Genomic DNA, 20,614 nt, shown 5'->3' on the forward strand with positions numbered 1-20,614 from the left:
CCCGCCCGGGGTGCGGCCCTCCTGTCCACTCGATGGGCCGCACCCCAAACGTGTTCGTCCACAGCGGAATCCCGGGCCGCGGTCCCAGGCATCCCGCATGCTGGGCTCATGAGCACGGACAACGGTGCGACCGCCGACAGTTCGGATCCCCTGCTGCTCGAGCAGCGGCGGCGACTGCTGCGAGAGCGGCTCGAGGCGCTGCGGCACGAGGTCGCCGACCTGGCGCAGGCGTATCGCGCACTCCCCGAAAGCGGGCTGCTGCTGGACACGCCCGGGGTCGGTGCGCTCACCTCCCCGCACTACTGCGTCGCCGGCGCCACCGAGGTTTTCGAGGAGGCACTCCTCGAACTCGACGCCGCCGACGACGCACTGGGCCGCGCCGGGGACTACACCGGCAGACTGCGCCGCGCGGTACTCGACGGCTGAACGCCGGGTGTGGGCAGCCCGGGCCACCCACCGCCGGAAGAACCTCGGGACTACTTGCCCGCGTTCAGGACCCAGTCGCTGTCGTTCACATCGACCTTCTTGCCGTCCACGAAGACCGTCGGGGTCGCGGCCTTGTCGCTGCCCAGCGCCGACTTCAGGGACGTGATCGCGGACTCGGCGTGGTTGCGAGCCGTGTCGAGGCGGTCGCCGGTGATGATGCAGCTGACCACGTCGGCGGACGCGCCGGAGTTCTTGGCCAGGGCCGCCAGGGCCGCGTTGTCGTGGTCGGCGGCGCGTTCCTCGGGCTGGTCGGTGGTGAACAGGGCGGTGTGGAACTTCGCGTAGACGGGGCCGTCGCCGGCCTGGGCGACGCACTCGTTCGCCGCCACCGCGCGGGTCGAGTAGTCCTTGCTGCGGGAAGCGTCATCGAGGAAGTTCACCAGGCGGTACCGCACCGCGATCTTGCCCTCGTCGACCTGCTGCGCGATCTCCTGGCCGTAGCGGCGCTCGAGCTGGCCGCAGGCGGGGCACAGCGGATCCTCGTAGATCTCAACGGTTTTGGTGACGCCGGACTTGCCGAGCACGATCGCGCCGTCGGAGTCGAGGGCAACGCTCACCGCCGGATCATGGGAGGAGCCGTAGCCGTCGTTGCGCACCTCGTCCCCATTGCCGCCGCTCCACTGCATGACAGCGAAGACGATCAACCCGATCACGACCACGGCTACCGCCGCGAGGGCATAGGTGGTCCTGCTCGAGACCGGCCGCGGAGTGTGTTTCGTAGACGGTGTGCTCACCCCGCCCACTCTGCACCACCGAGCGCCCGAACGCCCACCCACCCCGCCGGGAGAGCCCCACACCGCACGCGCTCGAACGCACGCCGCGTGCTCGGTCCGACCACGACAGCGGCACCGAGTGGGACGCGAAACTGCGAACCCTCATCGCGCGCCCGGTCTCTCATGCGGGGGTCTCGCTCCCCGCCGGCGACCACGCCACCGTCGACGGCACAGGATCCTCCACGCACACCCGCACCGCACGCTCCCGCACCGCGTGCTGCGTCACGCCCACCGCATCGGCGGGCCACCCCGCCTCACACCGCCGGCGTCGGCGCGGTCTCCTTGCGGTGCAAGGTCTCCGGCACCGCCAGCCACGCCGCGGTCGCCGAGGCCAGCAGCACGCCCGTCACCGCCAGCGCCAGCCCGTACGACACCTGATCCGCCAGCAGCCCGATCAGATACGGCCCCAGGAACGTTCCGAGGTCTGCCGACATCTGATACCCCGCCAGCACCGGACCGCCCCGGGTATTCGGCCCGACGATGTCGGCCACCGACGCCTGCAGCGCGGGCGAGAACATGCCCGACCCCAGCCCCGCCACCGCGGACGCCACCAGGAACCACGGCAGGCTCGGAGCCAGCCCCAGCCCGGCGGTGCCGACGGCGCAGACCAGCGTGCCCGCGATCAGGAACGGCTTGCGGCCCAGCGTGTCCGACCAGCGCCCGGACAGGAACAGCACCGCCGCGTTGCCCGCCGCGAACACCGTCAGCGCCACCCCGGCCATGGCCGCGCCCTCGTCGAGCACCTCCACCACGATCAGCGGCACCAGCGCCATGCGCACACCGAAAACAGCGGCGCCATTACCGAAGTTGGACCACAGCGCCGCCCGGTAGGCGGGGTTCGCCAGCCCCTCGCGGAAGGTCATGACCCGCAGCCCTCCGGCCGATTCGGGCGTGACCAGCGGGGAATCCTTCAGCGCCACATACACGATGAGCGACGCGATGAGCAGCGCCACGCAGTAGATCAGGAACGGCGCGCGCAGGCCGAGGAAGGTCAGCGCGCCGCCGACCAGCGGCCCGCTGATCGATCCGATGAGAAAGCTGGTCGAGTACACCCCGGACACCCGCCCGCGCTCGGCGGGCGGGGACATCCGAATCACCAGCGCCAGTGAGGACACCGTGAACATGGTCGACCCGATGCCGCCCAGCGACCGCAATACCAGCAGCTGCCAATAGGTCTGGGCGAACGCGCACGCCCCGGTGGACACCGCCACGATGATCAACCCGGTGAGATAGACCGGCCGCTCCCCCAGCCGCTGCATGAGCTTGCCGCTCATCGGCGCGAAGATCAGCCGCATGAGCGCGAAGGCGCTGATGATGAACGAGGCCGCGGCGACCCCGACCCCGAAACTACGCGCGAACTGCGGCAGAGCGGGCGCGACGAGCCCGAATCCGATGGCGATCGTGAAGGCCGACCCCACCAGTACCCAGATCTCGACCGGCAGGGCTTTGGACTTACTCACCGGATAGTGCCCGTCCCACCATCTCCTCCGCGGCCGCCTGCACCTGCGCGAGATGCTCGGGGCCCTGGAACGATTCCGCGTAGATCTTGTACTTGTCCTCCGTGCCGGACGGGCGGGCGGCGAACCAGGCGTTCTCGGTGGTCACCTTCACCCCGCCCAGCGGCGCGCCGTTGCCGCGGGCCCGGGTCTGAATGCCGGTGATCGGTTCGCCGGCGATCTCTGTCGCGGTAATCATGTCCGGCGTCAACGCCGCCAGCCGCGCTTTCTGTTCCACGGTGGCGGCCGCGTCGATCCGGTTGTAGGCCGGGCTGCCGTACCGCTTCTCGAGCTCGGCGTAGCGGGTGGACGGACTCTGCCCGGTGACCGCGGTGATCTCCGCGGCCAGCAGCGAGAGCAGGATCCCGTCCTTGTCGGTGGTCCACACGGTGCCGTCCATGCGCAGGAACGACGCCCCGGCGCTCTCCTCACCACCGAAAGCCAGGCTGCCGCTGAACAATCCGGGCACGAACCATTTGAAGCCGACCGGAACCTCGTACACGTCGCGACCCAGCACCCCGACCACGCGATCGATCATCGAGGACGTGACCACCGTCTTGCCGATCTTGGTCAGCGCGTCCCACCCCCTGCGATTGGCGATCAGGTACTCGATCGCCACCGCCAGGTAGTGGTTCGGATTCATCAGGCCCGCATCGGGAGTCACGATGCCGTGCCGGTCGGCGTCGGCGTCGTTGCCGGTGGAGATGTCGTAGTCGTCGCGAATCGCCACCAGCGAGGCCATGGCGTAGCGCGAGGACGGATCCATCCGGATCTTGCCGTCGCTGTCCAGGGTCATGAAGCGCCAGGTCGGATCGACGAACGGATTGACGACCTCGAGTTCGAGGTCGTACCGCTGCCCGATCTCCTCCCAATAGTCCACGCTCGCACCGCCCATGGGGTCCGCGCCCAGCCGGATCCCGGCGCCGCGCACGGCGTCCAGGTTCAGCACGTTGGGCAGGTCACCGATGTAGCGGTCGAGATAGTCGTAGCGTTCGACCTTGCCGGCCAGCGCCGCGGACAGGCTGGTGCGCTTGACGTCGGCGAGCCCGCCGCGCAGCAGTTCGTTGGCGCGCGCGGCGATGGCGTCGGTGGCCACGGTGTCGGCGGGCCCGCCGTGCGGCGGGTTGTACTTGAAGCCGCCGTCGCGCGGCGGATTGTGCGAGGGCGTGACCACGATGCCGTCCGCCTGATGCCGGGTGCCGCCACGGTTGTGCCGCAGCACCGCGTGACTCAAAGCCGGTGTGGGCGTGTACCTGTCCCGCGCGTCGATCATGGTGGTGACGTCGTTGGCGGCGAGCACCTCGAGCGCGGTGGTCCACGCGGGCTCGGACAGCGCGTGCGTGTCACGGGCCAGATACAGCGGCCCGGTGATGCCGCGACTCGCCCGGTACTCCACGATCGCCTGCGTGATGGCGAGGATGTGCGCCTCGTTGAAGGCCACGTCGAGGCTGGATCCGCGATGCCCCGAGGTTCCGAAGGACACCAGCTGCGCGGGCACGGACGGATCGGGAATACGGCTGTAGTACGCCGTCACCAGATGGGCGATGTCCTCGAGATCCGTGGGCCGCGCGGGCCGGCCCGCGCGATCGTGAGCCATGCTCGCACCGCCCTTCCGTATCGCCTGCGCCCGGCTGGTCATCAACATCACGACCCCACCCGCTGCCCGGACCAGGTCCCGGGGCGGGTCACGGCCGGCCTTGCCGCGACGCCGATCACGACGTTCGCCACCGCATAGCTGTCAACGCCCTCCTCAGCCCATCGAATCGTTGCACAGCCGAACAGACCGGGTGCGGCCGGTGCCCCAGGAAGCCCTGTTCCCGCGGCGCCGAACTCCCAATGCTGCGCTCCCACAGGGTCCGGCGGGCCCGCCGCCCCCGATTCGGCGACGTTCACCATCGGTGTGCCCGGTCCACAGACCCTAGCGAATCGCGGGGCCCGCACGCGATCGGGCAGATAGCGGGCTGTCATGCCGACCATATCGCCCCGTGCCGCCGGTGCGACCGTCATCGCCGAACCTCGCCCATCACGTGCCCCCGTTCCGTCGCGCCGTACCGATATCCACCGTGCCACGCCCGTTCCCGCCACGGTCGCGCCCGGCCATATCGACCACCTCCCCCCGAGGTGGCCGGGCGCGGAAGGGATCCGGCCCGTTTCCAGCAGTCTACGAACTTCCGCGCCGTCGCAGCAGGGTCACCGCGCGACCTCGATGCTCCCGCGCCGCCGGGCATCTCGATCGGAAACCCGCCCGTTTCGGTTGCCAATTCATTGCCGAACGGCGTGTTGCTGAGGCCGAATGCCGCTGCGGAGCTGCAAGGATAGGGCGGCTTGCCAGGTGTTGTCCCAACGGCCACGAGGAGAGCCAATTTGTCGGTACGGCAGTCGATCAGGAGCATGCTGTTCCGAACCTGCGGAATTGCCGCAGTAGCGATCGCGGTGGCTACGAACGCACCGACCGCGCACGGTGCGGTGTACCCGATCCCGGAAGGGGACGGCTTCTACTACGCCCCAGGGAATCTCGGTGACAGCGCACCCGGCGATGTGCTGCGCTCGCGCATGGTGGGCGCCCACGGCTGGCCCGGTTCCACCGTGTGGCAGTTGCTCTTTCACTCCACGGATTCCTCCGGCGGCCCCATCGCCGCCGTGACGACCGTGATCGTCCCGCCCGGCGGCGGTTCCCATCCGCTGGTCTCGTACCAGCCGTTCGTGAACTCGCTCGGCATGCAGTGCGCCCCCTCGCACACGCTCTTCAACGGCGGGCTCAAGGAATCCGCCGCGCTGAACATGCTGCTGGCCCGCGGCTGGGCGGTGGCGGTTCCGGATCACCTGGGACCGACCAGCGCCTACGGCGCTGCCCGGCTCGGCGGCCAGATCACCCTCGACGGCATTCGGGCGGCCAAGCGTTTCGCTCCCGCGGGCCTGGGTGATTCACCGGTCGGCATGGTCGGCTACTCCGGTGGCGCGATGTCCACCGGCTTCGCGGGCGCGCTGGCCGCGGAATACGCGCCCGAACTGCCCATCGTCGGCATCGCCATGGGCGGCGTGCCGGTGAACCCGGGCAAGATGGCCATCGAGGTCGGCGACACTCCGCACCCGCTGTTCGGGCTGGGCTTCGCGGTCGCGATGGGCATGGAACGGGAGTACCCGGGCGAACTGCCGCTCGGCAACGCCCTGACCCCCGCCGGATTCGCGATGCGCGATCGCATCGCCAATGCGTGTGTGGACGACATCATCTCGGCCGGCGCGGGCCACACCATCGGGGAGATGTTCAACGCGGGCATGGAGAACGACCCGACGCTGATCAGCACCTTCCACGCCAACGCGCTGGAGATCTACCCCGGGGTGCCGCGCGCCCCGATCTACCAGTGGCACGGCGGCAACGATCAGGTGCCGCTGGATCTGGCGATGAACACCGCCGGAAAGTACTGCGCCGCGGGCACCCCGGTGCTGTTCGACGTCATCCCGGGCACCGACCACCTCACCGCGATCGCGCCCGGCACGATGAACGCGATGGGCTGGATCGGCGATCGTTTCGCGGGCAGGCCCGCACCGTCCAACTGCCGCTAGCGCTTTCGGCAGTAGCTCGAACACATCACTGAGAACAACGATGGGGCCCACTCGCGAATCGCGAGTGGGCCCCTGTCGTACCGCGGGACAATCAGTACCCGAGTCGCCGCGCGCCCGTTCGTGAGCTCGGCGCGCGGCTATTCGAATCTCAGTGCGCCAGAACCGGTTCACCTTCCGACGGCTGCGGGACAGTGTTGGGCATGATGAGTCCGGTGATCACCGCGCCGACCACGAAGATGGCGGCCGCCCACCAGAAGGTGGTGGTGTAGCTCTGGACGGCAGCTTCGGCCAGCGTCTGCGGCGACGGCGGAACCCGGTCGGCGACATAGTCGTCGAACGCGGAGGCGGCCAGTGTGCTCAGCAGCGCGGTGCCGATGGAACCGCCCACCTGCTGGCTGGTGTTCACCATGGCCGAGGCCACGCCGGCGTCGGTGTGATGCACGCCCGAGGTCGCGCCGATGAACGCGGTCGACATCGCGGTGCCGAGACCGATGCCCATGAGGATCAGGCTGGGCAGGATATGCGTGGCGTAGGCGGTGTCGACGCCGATGTTGGTCAGCAGCGCCATGCCCACCGCGGCGATGAGGAAGCCCGCCACGACGGTCACGCGCGGCCCGACCCTGGGCACCAGCAGCGAGGGCACCGTGGTCGAGGAGGCCACCATGCCCGCGACCATCGGCAGGAAGGCCACGCCGGTGATGATCGGCGAGTACTCCAGCGACTGCTGCATGTAGTAGGTCAGGAACAGGAACATCGCGAACATGCCGATGCCGATGGCGAACACGGTGATGTAGGACGCGGCGCGGGTGCGGTCCAGGACCACGCGCAGCGGCAGCAGCGGGTTCTTGACGCGCTGCTCCAGGAACACGAACACCGCCAGCAGGATCACGCCGCCGATGAGGAAGCCCAGGGTCGCCGAGTCGGTCCAGCCGTCGGTCTCGGCCTTGGAGAAGCCGTACACGATGGCGAACAGCGCGGCGGTGACCGCGAGCGTGCCGGGCAGGTCCAGTTTGGGCCGCTCGGTGGCGGTGTGCTTGGCCAGCAACAGGATCGCGCCGACCAGTGCGACGGCCGCGAAGACGAGGTTCACGTACATGACCCAGCGCCACGACGCCCACTCGGTGAGCGCGCCGCCCAGCAGCAGGCCCAGTGCGCCGCCGGCGCCGGCGATGGCGCCGAAGATGCCGAACGCCTTGGCACGTTCACCGGGCTCGGTGAAGGTGACGGTCAGCAGCGAGAGCGCGGCGGGCGCGAGCAGCGCGCCGAACACACCCTGCGCGACGCGCGAGGCGACCAGGATTTCGAAGTTGGCCGCGGCGCCGCCGACGGCGGAGGCGACCGCGAAGCCGATGAGGCCCACGATGAAGGTGGTCCGGCGGCCGAACAGGTCGGAGAGGCGTCCGCCCAGCAGCAGCAGGCTGCCGAAGGCCAGGGCGTATCCGGTGATCACCCATTGGCGGTCGGCGTTGGAGAAGCCCAGATCGAGCTGGGCCTCGGGCAGTGCGATGTTCACGACGGTCGCGTCGAGCACGACCATCAGCTGTGCGACGCCGAGTACGGCGAGCACCCACCAGCGCATGGCGTGCGATCCGCGCCGGCCGTCACCGGCCGGCGCGGGCGCCGCCTGCTCTTTTTCGAGAGCTGTCGTCATGGTTGTTCTCCTCGTCCCCTAGGATTAACGGAGAGCCCATCTCCGTTTACCGATCCAAGCTAACAGCTAAACGGAGAAATAACCTCCGGATAATCCCGCCTCCTGTTAGGATCTGGGTGTGAATCACGTCACCACCGCGCCCCCACCTCGGCGTTTGCGCGCGGACGCCGCCCGCAATCAACAGCGGATCATCACCGCGGCGAGCGAACTATTCGCCGAGCACGGTCTAGAGATCACGCTGGACGATGTCGCCGCGAAGGCGGGCGTGGGCGTCGGCACCGTCTATCGGCGCTTCGCGAACAAGCAGGAGCTCATCTCCGAGGTGTTCGATCAGAACGTCTCGGAGTTCGCCTCCGCCGTGGACACCGCACTCCACCATCGCGACCCGTGGCAGGGCCTGGTCGAGTTGTTCGAGTACGCCTGCCAGCACATGGCCGCCAACCGCGGACTCAGCGAGGTGCTGCTGGAGATGCGCGACAGCATCGACCGCTTCACCTGTGTGCGCGACCGCATCCAGCCCGGCATGCATCAGGTTGTGCAGCGCGCCAAGGATTCCGGCGCGGTGCAGCCCGATATCGAGCCGGGCGACTTCTTCGCCCTGGTGAACATGGTCGACGGCGTGGCGGGGTTCGCGCGCACGGTCAATCCCGAGGTGTGGCGGCGCTACGCCGCGGTCGTGCTGAACGGCGTGCGCGGCGATTCGGTGCCGCGCCTGCCGCTGAACGTGCCCGCGCTGACCGACGACGAGGTGCACGCCGCGAAGGTCGCCATTTGCGAGAAGAGCAAACGCTGACGCATGCGCCCGCGGGACCGGTCCACCGGTCCCGCCGCGCGCGCGGCGGAAGAAATTCGCATTCCAGCTAGCTTTCGGTCACATTCCAGTAGCGCACATCACACTGCCGGTTTAAAGTTGGTCGCATGACCAACTCTTGGGTGAACTGGGCTGGGGATCAGAGCTGTTCTCCGGCGTCCATCGCCGCACCGGGCTCGCCCGAGGAAGTCGCCACCGTGCTGGCCCGGGCCGAGGCCGCCGGGCACACCGTCCGGGTCGCCGGATCGGGCCATTCCTTCACCGAGACCGTGCTCACCGACGGCACCCTGATGCGCCTGAACAAGCTCGACAAGATCCTCTCGGTGGACCGCGCCACGGGCCTGGTCCGCGCCGAGGCCGGGATCACGCTGAACGCCGCGAGCACCGCGCTGCACCCGCTGGGCCTGGCGTTCCCCAACCTGGGCGACATCGACGTGCAGTCGATCGCGGGCGCGACCGCCACCGCCACCCACGGCACCGGCGCCAAGCTGCAGAACCTCTCGGCCGCACTGCATTCGGTGGAACTCATGCTCGCCGACGGCAGCCGGGTCGAACTCAACGAGCAGACCGACCCGGACGGCTGGCGCGCGGCGCGGGTCAACGTCGGCGCGCTCGGCGTGGTCACCGAGGTCACGATGCAGATGGTCCCGTCGTTCGTGCTCGAGGGCGTCGAGCGCCCCGAGCCCGTCGAGGACGTCCTCGCCGATCTGGACACGCACGTCGACGGCAACGAGCACTTCGAGTTCTACATGTTCGCGCACAGCCCGCTGGCCATGACCAAGCGCAACAACCGGGTCGAACTGCCCGAGCAGCCCCGGCACCCGGTGGTGGACTGGTTCTCCGACATCCTCATCACCAACCACACCTTCGACGCGCTGTGCAAGCTCACCCGCGCGCAGCCCAAGCTGATCCCGTACGTGCAGCGCGCGGCGGCCTACGCGGGCAGCTACCGCCGCCAGGTCGAGCGCTCGCACCGGGTCTTCGCCAGCCCCAGGCTCTTCCGCTTCACCGAGATGGAATACGCCATCCCGCGCGAGCATTCGGCCGACGCGATCCGCGAGATCAAGCAGGTTGCCGCGCGGTTCGACACCGTCATGCCGATCGAAGTGCGCTGGGTCGCGCCCGACGACGCGTTCCTGTCCCCCGCCGGCGGCCGCGAAACCTGCTACATCGCCGTACACCAGTACGCCGGCATGGAGTACGAGCCCTATTTCCGCGCCTGCGAACGTGTCTTCGATCAGTACAACGGCCGCCCGCACTGGGGCAAGCGGCACTTCCAGACCGCCGACACGCTGGCCGAGCGGTACCCCGAGTGGGAGAAGTTCGCAGCTGTCCGGCGGCGCTTCGATCCCAAGGGCCGGTTCACCAACCCGTATATCGAGCGGGTACTCGGCTCGGTCTAATTGCCTCCGCTTCGCTCCGGCTGTTCGCGGCCCTCGTAACCCGGTTCTTCCCTCCCTCCGCTCCTCCGCTTCGCTCCCCCGCTCCACTCAGTCCAGAACCGGGCGGGCCGCGAACCACGTGGTTCTCTACCCCAGCCGGGTGCACATGCACCCGGCTCGGCGCTTTTCTGGGCACCGGGCCCGGAGGCGACTATGCTCATTTGCTGAAAGATCGCTGCGTTAGCAGTTCTGTTCGTCGGACTGTCCCGAATGCACGCCCGCACCCGGGCGTGACCACACGCGAGGAGGTTTCGATGTCTGATCTCAACGACAAATTCGACGAGGCGGCCGATAAAGCCAAGGACGCCGCAAAGGACGCCGAAGCCAAGGCGCGTGAGGCCGCCGACAAGGCGAAGTCCGCGACTCAGGACGCCACGAAGGATGCCGAGGGCAAGGCCGACCAGGCGAAGGACAAGTTCGAGGACGCCGTGGAGGACGTCCGCGAGCGGGTCGGCGGCTTCGTCGGCAAGATCAAGGACAAGCTCGGCGGCGCGAAGTAGCCGCGGGTATGCCAAACACAGAGGACAGTGGTCTGACCGCAGCAGCCGGGCAGCTCGCCGAGAAGGCGAGCGGCGCCGCCGCCGAACTGGCCGATCGGGCGAGCACCGCCGCGGCCGATCTCGCCGACATGGCCAAGGCGTTCGCCGACAAGCTCACCACCGAGGACATGCAGGGCACCCTCGAGGAGGTGCGCGCCAATCTCGAGCACGCCGCGCAGGACGTCATGGCGGCGGTGAACGCGATCGTCGAATCGCTGAAGGACCGGGTCGGAAAGTAGTAGGCCATCGGGTGCGGGGGCTCGGGCCCCCGCACTCGCCCGCGTTCGCGAGCCGCGCCGGCGTTCGAGCCCGGTCGCGCCGCGGCGTGGTTCGCGGAACACTCGACGAAGGACGGCTGTCTTGAGCGCATCGAACGGCACCGCTTCCGATCCCGCGCCCGTCCACCCCCGGGCGGCGGTCGCGCCCCGGGTGTTCTGGCCCTCGGCGATCGTGGTGGCCGCCTTCACCGTGTACGCCATCGTGTTCCGCGATCTCGCGGCGCGGCAGGCGAAGGCGCTGCAGGACAACGTGATCGGCAGCTTCGGCTGGTACTACATCGTGATCGTCTCACTGTTCGTGGTGTTCGCGATCTGGCTCGGGGTGGGACGCTTCGGCGACATCAAGCTGGGACAGGACGGCGAGCGCGCCGAATACAGCATGGGCGCATGGCTTTCCATGCTGTTCGCGGCGGGGATGGGTATCGGCCTGGTGTTCTGGGGCGTGGCCGAGCCGCTGTTCCACTACGACGACCCGCGCCCCGGCGTCGGCGACACCGCCGCCCAGCGCGCCGACGCCGCCATGGTGCAAACGTTCCTGCACTGGGGTATTCACCCCTGGGCCATCTACGTGGTGGTCGGGCTGGCCATCGGCTACTCCATTCACCGCAAGGGCAGGCCGGTCTCGATCCGCTGGTCGCTGGAATCGCTGGTGGGCGACCGGATCAGGGGGTGGCGCGGGGACGTCATCGACATCGTCGCGGTCATCGGCACCGTGTTCGGCGTGGCCACCTCGCTGGGCCTGGGCATCCTGCAGATCTCGGCGGGCCTGAACTATCAGGGCTGGTTGCACGAACCCGGCAAGGGACTGCAGGTGGTGCTGATCCTGGTCGTCACCACACTGGCCACCATCTCGGTGGTGACCGGCGTCGACAAGGGGATCAAGCTGCTCTCACAGGCGAACATGGGCGTGGCCGGGATGCTCATGCTCTTCGTGCTGTTCGCGGGGCCGACGCTGTTCATCGTCAACGACCTGGTGCAGAACATCGGGGCGTACATCCAATCGCTGCCCAAGATCAGCCTCTATACCGGCGCGACCGAGGGCCCGACCGGCACCGCGTGGACCCAGCAGTGGACGGTCTTCTACTGGGGCTGGTGGATTTCCTGGGCGCCCTTCGTCGGTGTGTTCATCGCGCGCATCTCGCGCGGGCGCACGGTCCGCGAATTCGTGGCCGGGGTGCTGCTGGTGCCGACCCTGCTGACCTTCGTCTGGTTCGCGGTCTTCGGCGGCGCGGCCCTGAACCGCGAGATGTTCGGCGGCGGCGGGCTGGTCGGCCCGGACGGCCCCGATCGCGACAGCGCCCTGTTCGCGCTGCTGGACACCCTGCCCGGCGGCAGCCTGACCGCCGGCCTGGCTATCCTGGTGATCGTCCTGTTCTTCGTCACCTCGGCCGACTCCGGCGCGCTGGTGATGAACATGCTGTCCTCGGGCGGTAATCCGGAGCCGCCCACCTGGAGTCGCGCGTTCTGGACCTTCGCGACCGGCGGTGTGGCCATCGCCCTGCTGGTGGCCAGCGGTTCCGGCGCCTCGGCCCTGACGACCCTGCAAACCGTGGCGATCCTGATCGCCCTGCCGTTCAGCGTCGTCATGCTCGCCATGTGCTGGGCCCTGGTCCGCACCTTCCGCGCCGAGCACGCGGACCGGGCCGCCGCCGAGGCGGGCGCTACGCGGCGGTGACGGGCCGCGGCGCGGGCTGCCAGCCGGGCGGGGCGAAGATGTAGCCGAGTTTGTCGCGCAGGCGGTCCGCGCCGCGCACGTCGCGAACGATCTTCACGTATTCGCCGTACTCCAGTTTCAGCAGGTTGTAGGTGCCGACCGGGGTGGTCAATCCGTAACGGGGACGGTGCAATTCGGCCTGGAAGGTCCCGAACATCCGGTCCCAGACGATGAAGATGCCGCCGTAGTTCTTGTCCAGGTACTCCGGGTCCGAGCCGTGATGCACCCGGTGGTGCGACGGGGTGTTGAAGATGTACTCGATCGGGCGGGGCAGCTTGCCGACGGTCTCGGTGTGCGTGAAGAACTGGTAGATCAGATTCAGGGTCAGTGCGATGTAGATCGCCCACGGCGCGAAGCCCAGCAGCGGGAGCGGGGACCAGAACAGCGCCTCGGACCAGGGGTTCCACTTCTGCCGCAGCGCGGTCCCGAAGTTGAAGTACTCGCTGGAGTGGTGCGCGCGATGCGCGGCCCAGCCGATCCGGACCCGGTGCGAGAAGCGGTGATTGAAGTACAGCGACAGGTCCACCACCACCAGCAACAGCGCCCAGCCCCACCAGGTGTCGGTGGGCACGTGCCACGGGGCCACGGCCCAGAGGTAGCTGAAGCCGAGCAGCACACCGATTTTGAGCAGCAGCGACGAGGCCAGCGAGCCGACGCCCATGGCCAGGCTGGTGCGGGTGTCCCTGGCCAGATAGCCGGTGACGTGGTCGCGGTCGCGCAGCGTCCACACCTCCACCGCGATGAAAAGGAAGAAGAACGGGATGGCGTACAACACCGGTGTGTTGATCTGGTGCCAGAACGAAGTCAACATCGATCCTCCTGAATTGACTGATCCGTAATTTACGGATCAGTCAATTTGAAGTCAAGACGTGTGACCGGCCCGGATACGGGCGACTTCGGTGCGAGTCGGGTCAGTCGAGCAGCGCGACCAGGCGCAGACTGCGCGCGGTCATCTGCGCCGCGGTCTCCCCGGGATGCCGCAGCCACCAGTCGACCAGGGCGCTCACGATGCCCATCCAGGCCGCGGTCAGCGCGGACACGTCGTCCGAATCGGTCAGCCCGCCCGCGGCGCCGAACGCCGAGATCCCCCAGTTCGCGCGCTCGGCGATCTGCCGCCGAGCCTCCCGGGCGGCGTCGGCGGCCGGGCCCTGCTCGGGATGCGAACGATCGAAGACCACGCGCCAGTCGTAGGGGCGGTGCTCGAGCGCACCGAAGATCGCGGCCAGGGTGCGACCGGCCAGGGCCGTGGTCACGGTGCCGGCACGGGCCTGTTCCTCGGTCTCCCCGATGACGCGGTCCATGGCCTCGCACAGGTTGGCGGCCGCGCGCTGCACACAGCGCACGTACACGCCGTCCTTGGAGTCGAAGTAGGCGTAGATGAGCGGCTTGGAGACGCCCGCCGCGGTGGCCACCGAGCCCAGGAACAGCCCCGCGTACCCGACGCGGCCGATCTCCCCCGCCGCGGCGTCGAGGATCGACTCCTCGCGTTCGTGCCGCGGAACGCCTTTGGTACCAGCCTTTTCGGCCATTCCCACCCCGCTCCGTCACCGGTCGCCAATACTTCTGGCAATTTACCAATCGGACCGCCGCACATACCCGGACGACCGCCCGCCGGGCCGGGCCGATCGGGCTCACTCATCGGCGACGGGGAGTGATAGCCCACCCCGCGCGGTGTGATGTGAGGGTCGTCAAGGTGGGTGCGCTCGGTTCGAATCCCGTGGTCCGGAGCACTTAGACTGCGGCGAAGTACATAACGGAGTCGTCACGGATGGGGTTTACGGCGTCATGTTCAAGGGTTTCAAAGATTTCCTGATGCGGGGCAATGTCATCGACCTGGCGATCGCGGTCGTCATGGGCACCGCCTTCACCGCCATCGTGACCTCGGTGACCAAGGGTCTGCTCGAGCCGCTGCTGGCCGTGCTCGGCGGGAACAGCGAGTTCGGGCTCGGCTTCCAGATCATCGGCAGCAAGCCCGCCACCTTCGTCGCCGTCGGGCCGATCATCAGCGCGGTCATCAACTTCCTCACCGTCGCCGCGGTGCTGTACTTCATCCTGATGGTGCCCATGACCCACCTGCAGCGCCGCCTGGCCCGCCAGACCGAGATCAAGGCCGATCCCACCGAGATCGAGCTGCTGGTCCAGATTCGCGATCTGCTCGTCGAGCAGAACTCGGGTAAGAGCGAGACCGCCACCACGACGCAGCGGGGCACGACCGCGGCGGCCGCGGCAGCGGTGGCGGCCACGGCGCCGGCCGGGGCCATCGCGCCCGCCCGGCAGCCCGAAAGCGCGGACAAGTAACAAGCTTCCTCCCGAACCGGACGTCTTCGGTCCGTGTGCCCGGTCGCGGCCCGCACACGGACTATCGTGCTAGCCAGAGTGTTGCTGTCTGGTCGATAGGCGTCTATCCGAGGAGGCTCGCACGTGGGTCGCATCCCGCCCCGGGAACCGGCACTGGATCGACCCGCCGGCCAGCTCGAGCCGATGCCCGGACGCTGGGCCATGCTCGCGGTGCTGTGCTGCAGTCTGCTGCTGGTGGCCATGGACGCCACCATCCTGAACGTGGCGCTGCCCTCGCTGATCGATCACATGGAACCCAGTCCCATGCAACAACTCTGGATCGTGGATCTCTACGGTCTGGTACTGGGCGGCCTGCTCATCACGTGCGGCGCGATCAGCGATCGGTACGGCCGCAAGCGACTGTTCATCGCCGGCTTCGTGCTGTTCGGCCTGGCCTCGGTGGTGGCCGCGACCGCCGATGATCCCGCGCAGCTCATCGCCGGGCGCGCACTGCTCGGCGTCGGCGGGGCCATGGTCATGCCCTCCACGCTGTCGCTGATTCGCAACATCTTCACCGACGATCACGAGCGCACCCAGGCCATCGGCATCTGGGCGGCGGTCGCGGGCGCGGGCGCGGCGATCGGCCCGCTGATCGGCGGCCAGCTGGTGGAGCGCTTCGGCTGGTCCGCCGCGTTCTGGCTGAACGTTCCGGTGGTGGTGCTGACCGTGACCGCCGGCCTCTGGCTGCTGCCGGAATACCGTGCGCCGCAACACGGCCGGCTCGACTGGTTCAGCGCGGTGCTCTCGGTGCTGGGCGTCGTGGCGCTGGCCTGGGGCATCAAACACGTGGCCAAGGGTGAACCGGCCGCACTGGATGTGCTGATCCTGCTCGCCGCCTTCGCCCTGCTCGCCCTCTTCGCATACCGGCAGCTGAAATCCCCCGACCCGCTGCTGGACGTGCGGCTGTTCCGCAACCGCGCCTTCACCGCCGCCGCGCTGGCGACGCTGCTGGCGATGCTCGCCATCGGCTCGGCGCTGTTCCTGATCTCGTTGTGGCTGCAGTACATTCACGGCTACACCCCGTCCGAGGCCGGACTGCGCACGGTGCCCGCCGCCATCGCCACGCTGCTGGGCTCGCTGTGCACGCCGTGGCTGCTGCGGCGGGTGAGCGTGCGCTTCCTGATGGGCTTCGGATTGTTCACCCTCGCAGGCGGTTTCCTGCTGCTGGCCGCGGTGTCGACCACCACCTATCCGCTGGTCGCGGTCATCCTGGTGGCGCTGGGCATCGGTGACGGCGTCGCCATCACCACGGCGGCGGCGGTACTGGTCGCCGCGGTGCCGCCCGAGCGGGCCGGGCAGGCGGGCGCGGTGGAGGAGACCAACTACGAACTCGGCATCGGCCTGGGTGTGGCCCTGCTCGGCAGCATTCACGGCCGGCTCTTCGTCACCCATATGACGGATCTGCCGCTCACCGGCGATCAGCTCGACACCGCGCGCGGCTCGGTCGGCGGCGCGGCCTACGTCGCACACGACATCGGCGGGCCGACCGGTGATCGCGTGCTCGAAATCGCCCAGAACGCCTTCGATTCCGCGCTCACCACCACCTCGTGGATCTCCGCGGGGCTGGTGGGCGCGGTGGCCGTGCTGACGGTGGTCCTGGTGCCACGCGGGTTCCGGGCCACCGCCTCGCACTGACGCAGCGCGGCCTGTCAGGCGCCCACGCACCGCGGTCCATCGGGCATCCACGCACCGTGGCCTTTCGGGCATCCGCGCGACGAGGGCTGTCGAGCACCGCGGGTCCGCGGCCGGGCAGGCTCGAGCGCCGGTGTCGGCGGCTGGTCGGGGTCCGGCGGGATGCGGCGGCGCACGACCCCTTCCGCTAGTCGGGTCGAGCAGGTTGCGACCGCGCACGACCCCCTCCGCTAGTCGGGGTCGAGCAGGATGCGGCGGCGCACGACCCCTTCCGCCACCTCCGCCAGCGAGAGGTCATGGGTGAAGGCGTAACCGCGCAGCCGCGCGCAGGCGTCGGCCGCGCCGATGCCCAGCCGCGCACCCGTGAGCGTCGCCGCTTCGTGAATCCATCGGCTGGACAACGGTTGTGACCATTTGCGCGCCTGCTGCCCGGCGGAGAGCACCAGGCTCGCGGTCACCAGGTCGGCGATGTGCAGCGCCGCGGACATGAGCCGGGGTTCGGGCCGCCCGGGCAGATCGCGGTACAGGTCCATCGCGCCGAGCCGGACGCGGCCCAGTTGCAGCGGCACCGCGAACATGGAACCGGCCGTGCGAAATCCGGTGAGCGCCTCGGCGAAACCGGGCCAGTGCTCGCTCTCGGAGGCGAAGTCGGTGATCAGGACCGGCACCCCGGCCCGCGCCGCCGAGACCGCGGGTCCCTCCCCCGCGGTCGCCTGGGCGGTTTCCACGCGCGTCGCGAATTCGTCACTGGCACACCAGGGTTGCATCCCGGCATCGTGCTCGGTGAGCACGATGGCGGCACGCCGCACGGGCAGTACTCGTACGCACGCCCCGCACACCGCCGTCAATCCGCCTCCGGCGTCGCGGACCGCACGCAGAAACTGCCCCGTCAGTGGGTCGAACTGTGACGAAACCATCCTGCGAACCGCCCCGTGATCCTCGCTCTGCCATGAGTATTCGGTGCTCGCGGCCCATGGTGCCGTCACAGGTCGGCAACGAAAAGGGCCGAAAGTCACTCCGGGCCAACGCCGCTCGGGAGCGGCGGATCGTTCCGCCGCTCCCGGGCACGTGACGCTCCGGCAGTTGCGCGCCGGCTACTCGGCCGCGACGGGCTTGTGCGGCACCCCGAGCCGGTACAGGCCGCGCAGGTCGTAGGTGTGGGTCACCACCGCGCCGAACAGCACGCCGAAGCCCAGTCCGAACAGCGTCATCCAGATGCCGGTGCCCAGCCCCGCCGCCAGGTGCCCGTCGAAGTACAGCAGCGCGCGCACCGAGAGGTAGATCTGGTGCATGGGTTCGAAATTCGCCAGGACCGCGATGTAGCGCGGGGTGGCCTCGACCGGAATGGTGCCCGAGGACGACGGCAGGCCGAGCACCACGAAGACGATCATGTTGATGAGCAGGCCGGCGGTGCCGAAGGCGGCCAGGATGGACAGCCCAGTCACGCAGACCGCCGCGACCGCGAGCGCGCCGTAGAGGAACAGCGGCAGCGCGTGATCGATCGGCATGTCGAGCAGCGTCGCGATGCCGAGGAACAGCCCGGACACGATGGGCGCGGTCACCAGCGCGATGGCCCACTTGAGCAGCAGGGTGCGCCAGCGGCTGATGGCCACGGGCTGCACGTCCAGGAACCACGGACCGTATTCGGCGGGCAGGTAGCCGAGCTTGTTGTCGACCATGCCGTGGATGAGCATGGCCCCGCTGAACCCGGCGAACAGCAGGATCAGGGTGTAGAAGAACGCGGACAGACCCTGGCCGGTGCCCTCGGGCAGCGGGCGGAAGGGGCTAACCGAGATGTCGATCGGGGTGGCCAGTTGCAGGCGGGCCGCGCCGGTGAGTTCGGCAGGCGCGGCGCCGGGGGCGGCGGCCAGTGCCGCGTTGACCCGGTCGGTGAGTTGTGCGCCGACGGTGTGGTTCACCTCGGTCATGGCGCGGTCGCTGACCCGCTGCACGATCTGCGCGGCGTAGGTGCCCGCGCGCGGATTGGTGTGCACGGTGATGACCGGCCGTTCGATGTCGCCGGGCACCACCGCAGCCGTGCCCAGGATGGTGAGCCGCTTGGAGAAGTCGCTCGGAATGACGATGGCGCCGTAGATCCGGCCGTCGCGCAGCTGGCGCTGGGCCTCGCCCACGCCGACCAGGCGCAGATCCACCTTGTCGGCGGGCACCTTGGCGATCAGCGCGTCGGTGATCTGCTTGCCGACGTTGACCGCCTGTCCGTCGACGATGTCGCCGTCGTCCTGGTTGACCAGGGCCACCGGGAAGTCGTGCAGGTTCTTCTCCGGGTCCGAGGTGTACCCCAGGTACATGGTGCCCAGCAGGGCGGCGAGCAGCGTGACCACGAAAATCGGCGGGATCCAGCCGCGCAGGGGCAGCCCGAATCGGTGCCCGGCACCGCTCGCCCGGCCGCCATTGTCCGGAATCGCCGAGGGCGCACTGTTTTTCGGCACGGGCTCACTCCCATTCGGTTCGGACGCACTCACGTTCGTCATAGCAAGGGCAAATGTAGGCACTGACAACAAAGTAGTCAATGCCAACATCGCGGAGTGTGTCCGATATCCTGCTCTCACCATGCCCATCACCAGCTCGCGCTCCTATCACCACGGTGACCTCCGCGCCGAACTGCTGCGCCGCGCCGAGGCACTCCTGCGCCGGGCCGGGGTGGACGGGCTCTCGCTGCGCCAGCTCGCCCGGGACACCGGGGTCAGCCACGCCGCGCCGAGCCGGCACTTCCGCGACAAGCAGGCGCTGCTGGACGCCCTCGCGGCGGAGGGTTTCGAACGACTCGGGACCATGCTCGAAAAGGCCGCCGCCACCGGCACTTTCCTGGAGCGGATTCGCGCGGTGGCCCGGACCTACCTCGGTTTCGCCATCGAGAACCCCGCCCTGCTGGCGGTCATGTTCGCGCGCAAACAGCGCCAGACCCCGGAGATCGCGGCGGCCGTCGCGCAGGCGCTGGCCACCCCGCTGGCCATGATCGCCGACGGTCAGGCGCGCGGTGAGGTGGTCGACGGCGATCCGCGGCGCATGTGCCTGACCGCCATGGCGGCGCTGCAGGGTCTGGCCACTTTCGTGGGTTCGGGCTTCGTCCCGGCCGCCGATGCCGACGCACTATTTGAAGAGACCGTGACCCACATGTTGGACGGTTTGCGGCCCCGTCGCTGATTTCCCGGCCGTCCCCGTTACCTTTGGAACGGTTCGGACGATGACCACAGGGTGGCCGCGACGCCACCATCAGGCACCAGCGACAGTCGAGGACGGACAGTGACAATCGAGGGACGGCAGTACGGCGGGCGCGCCGTCACCGAGCGCAAAGCCGAACGCCGACAGCGCTTCCTCGACGCCGCCATCGAAATCTTCGGCGAGCGCGGATACGCAGACTGTTCGCTCGCCGACGTGTGCGCGGCGGCCGGCCTGTCCAAGCGGCAGTTCTACGAGGAGTTCGCGACCCGCGAGGACGTGCTCGTCGCGGTCTACGACCACATTCAGCAGGCCGCGGCGACCGCGCTGGCCACGGCGGTCGCCGACCTGGGACCCGATCCGGACCCGACCGTGCGCGTCACCAAAGCCATGGAGGCGTATCTGGGTTCGGTCGGCGCGGACCCGCACCGCGCCAAGGTGGCCTTCGTCGAGGTCGTCGGGGTCAGCGAGCGCATGGAAGAGCACCGCCGCGCCCGCAGGCACGAGTGGATCGCGACCATCGAGATCATTCTGGGCCCGCTGGCCGGGGCCGACTCGCGCCTGCGCAGCACCCCGGAGCTGACCGGCAGCGCGCTGATCGGCGCGGTGAACGGCCTCGCGCACGAATGGCTGCTCTCGGACCCGCGACCGCCGGTGAGCGAGCTGGTGGGTGTGCTGGTGGCGGTGTCGATGTCGTTGATCGTCTGAGCG

At 69.0% G+C, this 20,614-nt stretch carries 19 protein-coding genes; 11 read left to right on the plus strand and 8 right to left on the minus strand.

All coding sequences use genetic code 11. The features are described from left to right. Positions 1-108 precede the first annotated feature (108 nt). Complete coding sequence (locus tag ACFVBH_RS13130; RefSeq protein ID WP_379001801.1) at positions 109-426, plus strand: hypothetical protein; 318 nt, start codon at positions 109-111, stop codon at positions 424-426. Positions 427-476: 50 nt separating this feature from the next. On the opposite strand, the gene ACFVBH_RS13135 is transcribed toward ACFVBH_RS13130, so the two are convergent. From ACFVBH_RS13135 to pgm, 3 genes are all read right to left on the minus strand, one after another. Beyond that, a complete protein-coding gene (locus ACFVBH_RS13135) occupies positions 477-1,220 on the minus strand; it encodes a thioredoxin domain-containing protein (RefSeq protein WP_354991393.1) in 744 nt (247 codons plus the stop codon). Positions 1,221-1,513: 293 nt separating this feature from the next. Then, on the minus strand, positions 1,514-2,719 hold the full coding sequence (locus ACFVBH_RS13140; protein WP_354991392.1) for an MFS transporter: 1,206 nt from the start codon (positions 2,717-2,719) through the stop codon (positions 1,514-1,516). Beyond that, positions 2,712-4,352 (minus strand): phosphoglucomutase (alpha-D-glucose-1,6-bisphosphate-dependent), encoded by a 1,641-nt coding sequence (gene pgm, locus ACFVBH_RS13145; protein ID WP_354991391.1) that lies wholly within the window; start codon positions 4,350-4,352, stop codon positions 2,712-2,714. Before pgm ends, ACFVBH_RS13140 begins: the two co-directional genes overlap by 8 nt. A 785-nt stretch (positions 4,353-5,137) precedes the next feature. On the opposite strand from pgm, the gene ACFVBH_RS13150 reads away from it, so the two are divergent. After that, positions 5,138-6,319, plus strand: coding sequence for a lipase family protein (locus tag ACFVBH_RS13150; protein ID WP_379002757.1), 1,182 nt, complete (start codon positions 5,138-5,140; stop codon positions 6,317-6,319). Positions 6,320-6,467: 148 nt separating this feature from the next. Here ACFVBH_RS13150 and ACFVBH_RS13155 read toward each other — a convergent pair whose 3' ends face one another. Then, positions 6,468-7,970: an MFS transporter gene (locus tag ACFVBH_RS13155; RefSeq protein ID WP_379001804.1), complete on the minus strand. Its 1,503-nt coding sequence runs from the start codon at positions 7,968-7,970 to the stop codon at positions 6,468-6,470. Between the two features lie 118 nt (positions 7,971-8,088). On the opposite strand from ACFVBH_RS13155, the gene ACFVBH_RS13160 reads away from it, so the two are divergent. From ACFVBH_RS13160 to ACFVBH_RS13180, 5 genes are all read left to right on the plus strand, one after another. Then, positions 8,089-8,763 (plus strand): TetR/AcrR family transcriptional regulator, encoded by a 675-nt coding sequence (locus ACFVBH_RS13160; RefSeq protein WP_354991388.1) that lies wholly within the window; start codon positions 8,089-8,091, stop codon positions 8,761-8,763. Positions 8,764-8,888: 125 nt separating this feature from the next. Further along, positions 8,889-10,184, plus strand: coding sequence for a D-arabinono-1,4-lactone oxidase (locus tag ACFVBH_RS13165; protein ID WP_354991387.1), 1,296 nt, complete (start codon positions 8,889-8,891; stop codon positions 10,182-10,184). 293 nt (positions 10,185-10,477) lie between these two features. Continuing rightward, positions 10,478-10,723, plus strand: a complete 246-nt coding sequence (locus ACFVBH_RS13170) for a CsbD family protein (RefSeq protein WP_354991386.1) — start codon at positions 10,478-10,480, stop codon at positions 10,721-10,723. 8 nt (positions 10,724-10,731) lie between these two features. After that, a complete protein-coding gene (locus ACFVBH_RS13175; protein ID WP_354991385.1) occupies positions 10,732-11,001 on the plus strand; it encodes a hypothetical protein in 270 nt (89 codons plus the stop codon). A gap of 121 nt (positions 11,002-11,122) precedes the next feature. Continuing rightward, the gene (locus ACFVBH_RS13180; RefSeq protein WP_379001807.1) at positions 11,123-12,715 is read left to right on the plus strand and encodes a BCCT family transporter; all 1,593 of its coding nucleotides are present in this window, start codon (positions 11,123-11,125) and stop codon (positions 12,713-12,715) included. On the opposite strand, the gene ACFVBH_RS13185 is transcribed toward ACFVBH_RS13180, so the two are convergent. Continuing rightward, complete coding sequence (locus ACFVBH_RS13185) at positions 12,702-13,565, minus strand: sterol desaturase family protein (protein ID WP_379001809.1); 864 nt, start codon at positions 13,563-13,565, stop codon at positions 12,702-12,704. The genes ACFVBH_RS13180 and ACFVBH_RS13185 overlap by 14 nt on opposite strands. A 100-nt stretch (positions 13,566-13,665) precedes the next feature. Continuing rightward, on the minus strand, positions 13,666-14,283 hold the full coding sequence (locus ACFVBH_RS13190) for a TetR/AcrR family transcriptional regulator (protein WP_379001811.1): 618 nt from the start codon (positions 14,281-14,283) through the stop codon (positions 13,666-13,668). Positions 14,284-14,539: 256 nt separating this feature from the next. Here ACFVBH_RS13190 and mscL point away from each other — a divergent pair, with 256 nt between their 5' ends. Both mscL and ACFVBH_RS13200 read left to right on the plus strand, forming a co-directional pair. Further along, the gene (gene mscL, locus ACFVBH_RS13195) at positions 14,540-15,052 is read left to right on the plus strand and encodes a large conductance mechanosensitive channel protein MscL (RefSeq protein ID WP_354985513.1); all 513 of its coding nucleotides are present in this window, start codon (positions 14,540-14,542) and stop codon (positions 15,050-15,052) included. A 123-nt stretch (positions 15,053-15,175) separates the two neighbouring features. Then, entirely contained in the window at positions 15,176-16,726 is a 1,551-nt protein-coding gene (locus tag ACFVBH_RS13200; RefSeq protein WP_379001814.1) for an MFS transporter, read from the plus strand. Positions 16,727-16,953: 227 nt separating this feature from the next. Here the strand turns inward: ACFVBH_RS13200 and ACFVBH_RS13205 are convergent, their stop codons facing one another. Both ACFVBH_RS13205 and ACFVBH_RS13210 read right to left on the minus strand, forming a co-directional pair. Then, positions 16,954-17,640, minus strand: a complete 687-nt coding sequence (locus tag ACFVBH_RS13205; RefSeq protein WP_379001816.1) for a GAF and ANTAR domain-containing protein — start codon at positions 17,638-17,640, stop codon at positions 16,954-16,956. Positions 17,641-17,817: 177 nt separating this feature from the next. Next, a complete protein-coding gene (locus tag ACFVBH_RS13210) occupies positions 17,818-19,173 on the minus strand; it encodes an ABC transporter permease (RefSeq protein ID WP_379001817.1) in 1,356 nt (451 codons plus the stop codon). A gap of 121 nt (positions 19,174-19,294) precedes the next feature. Between ACFVBH_RS13210 and ACFVBH_RS13215 the strand changes: the two genes are divergently transcribed. Both ACFVBH_RS13215 and ACFVBH_RS13220 read left to right on the plus strand, forming a co-directional pair. Further along, a complete protein-coding gene (locus tag ACFVBH_RS13215; protein WP_354985517.1) occupies positions 19,295-19,888 on the plus strand; it encodes a TetR/AcrR family transcriptional regulator in 594 nt (197 codons plus the stop codon). A gap of 99 nt (positions 19,889-19,987) precedes the next feature. Continuing rightward, on the plus strand, positions 19,988-20,611 hold the full coding sequence (locus tag ACFVBH_RS13220) for a TetR/AcrR family transcriptional regulator (RefSeq protein WP_354985518.1): 624 nt from the start codon (positions 19,988-19,990) through the stop codon (positions 20,609-20,611). The last annotated feature ends 3 nt before the right edge of the window (positions 20,612-20,614 follow it).

Source organism: Nocardia sp. NPDC057668 (genome assembly GCF_042799795.1).
Classification (GTDB): domain Bacteria; phylum Actinomycetota; class Actinomycetes; order Mycobacteriales; family Mycobacteriaceae; genus Nocardia.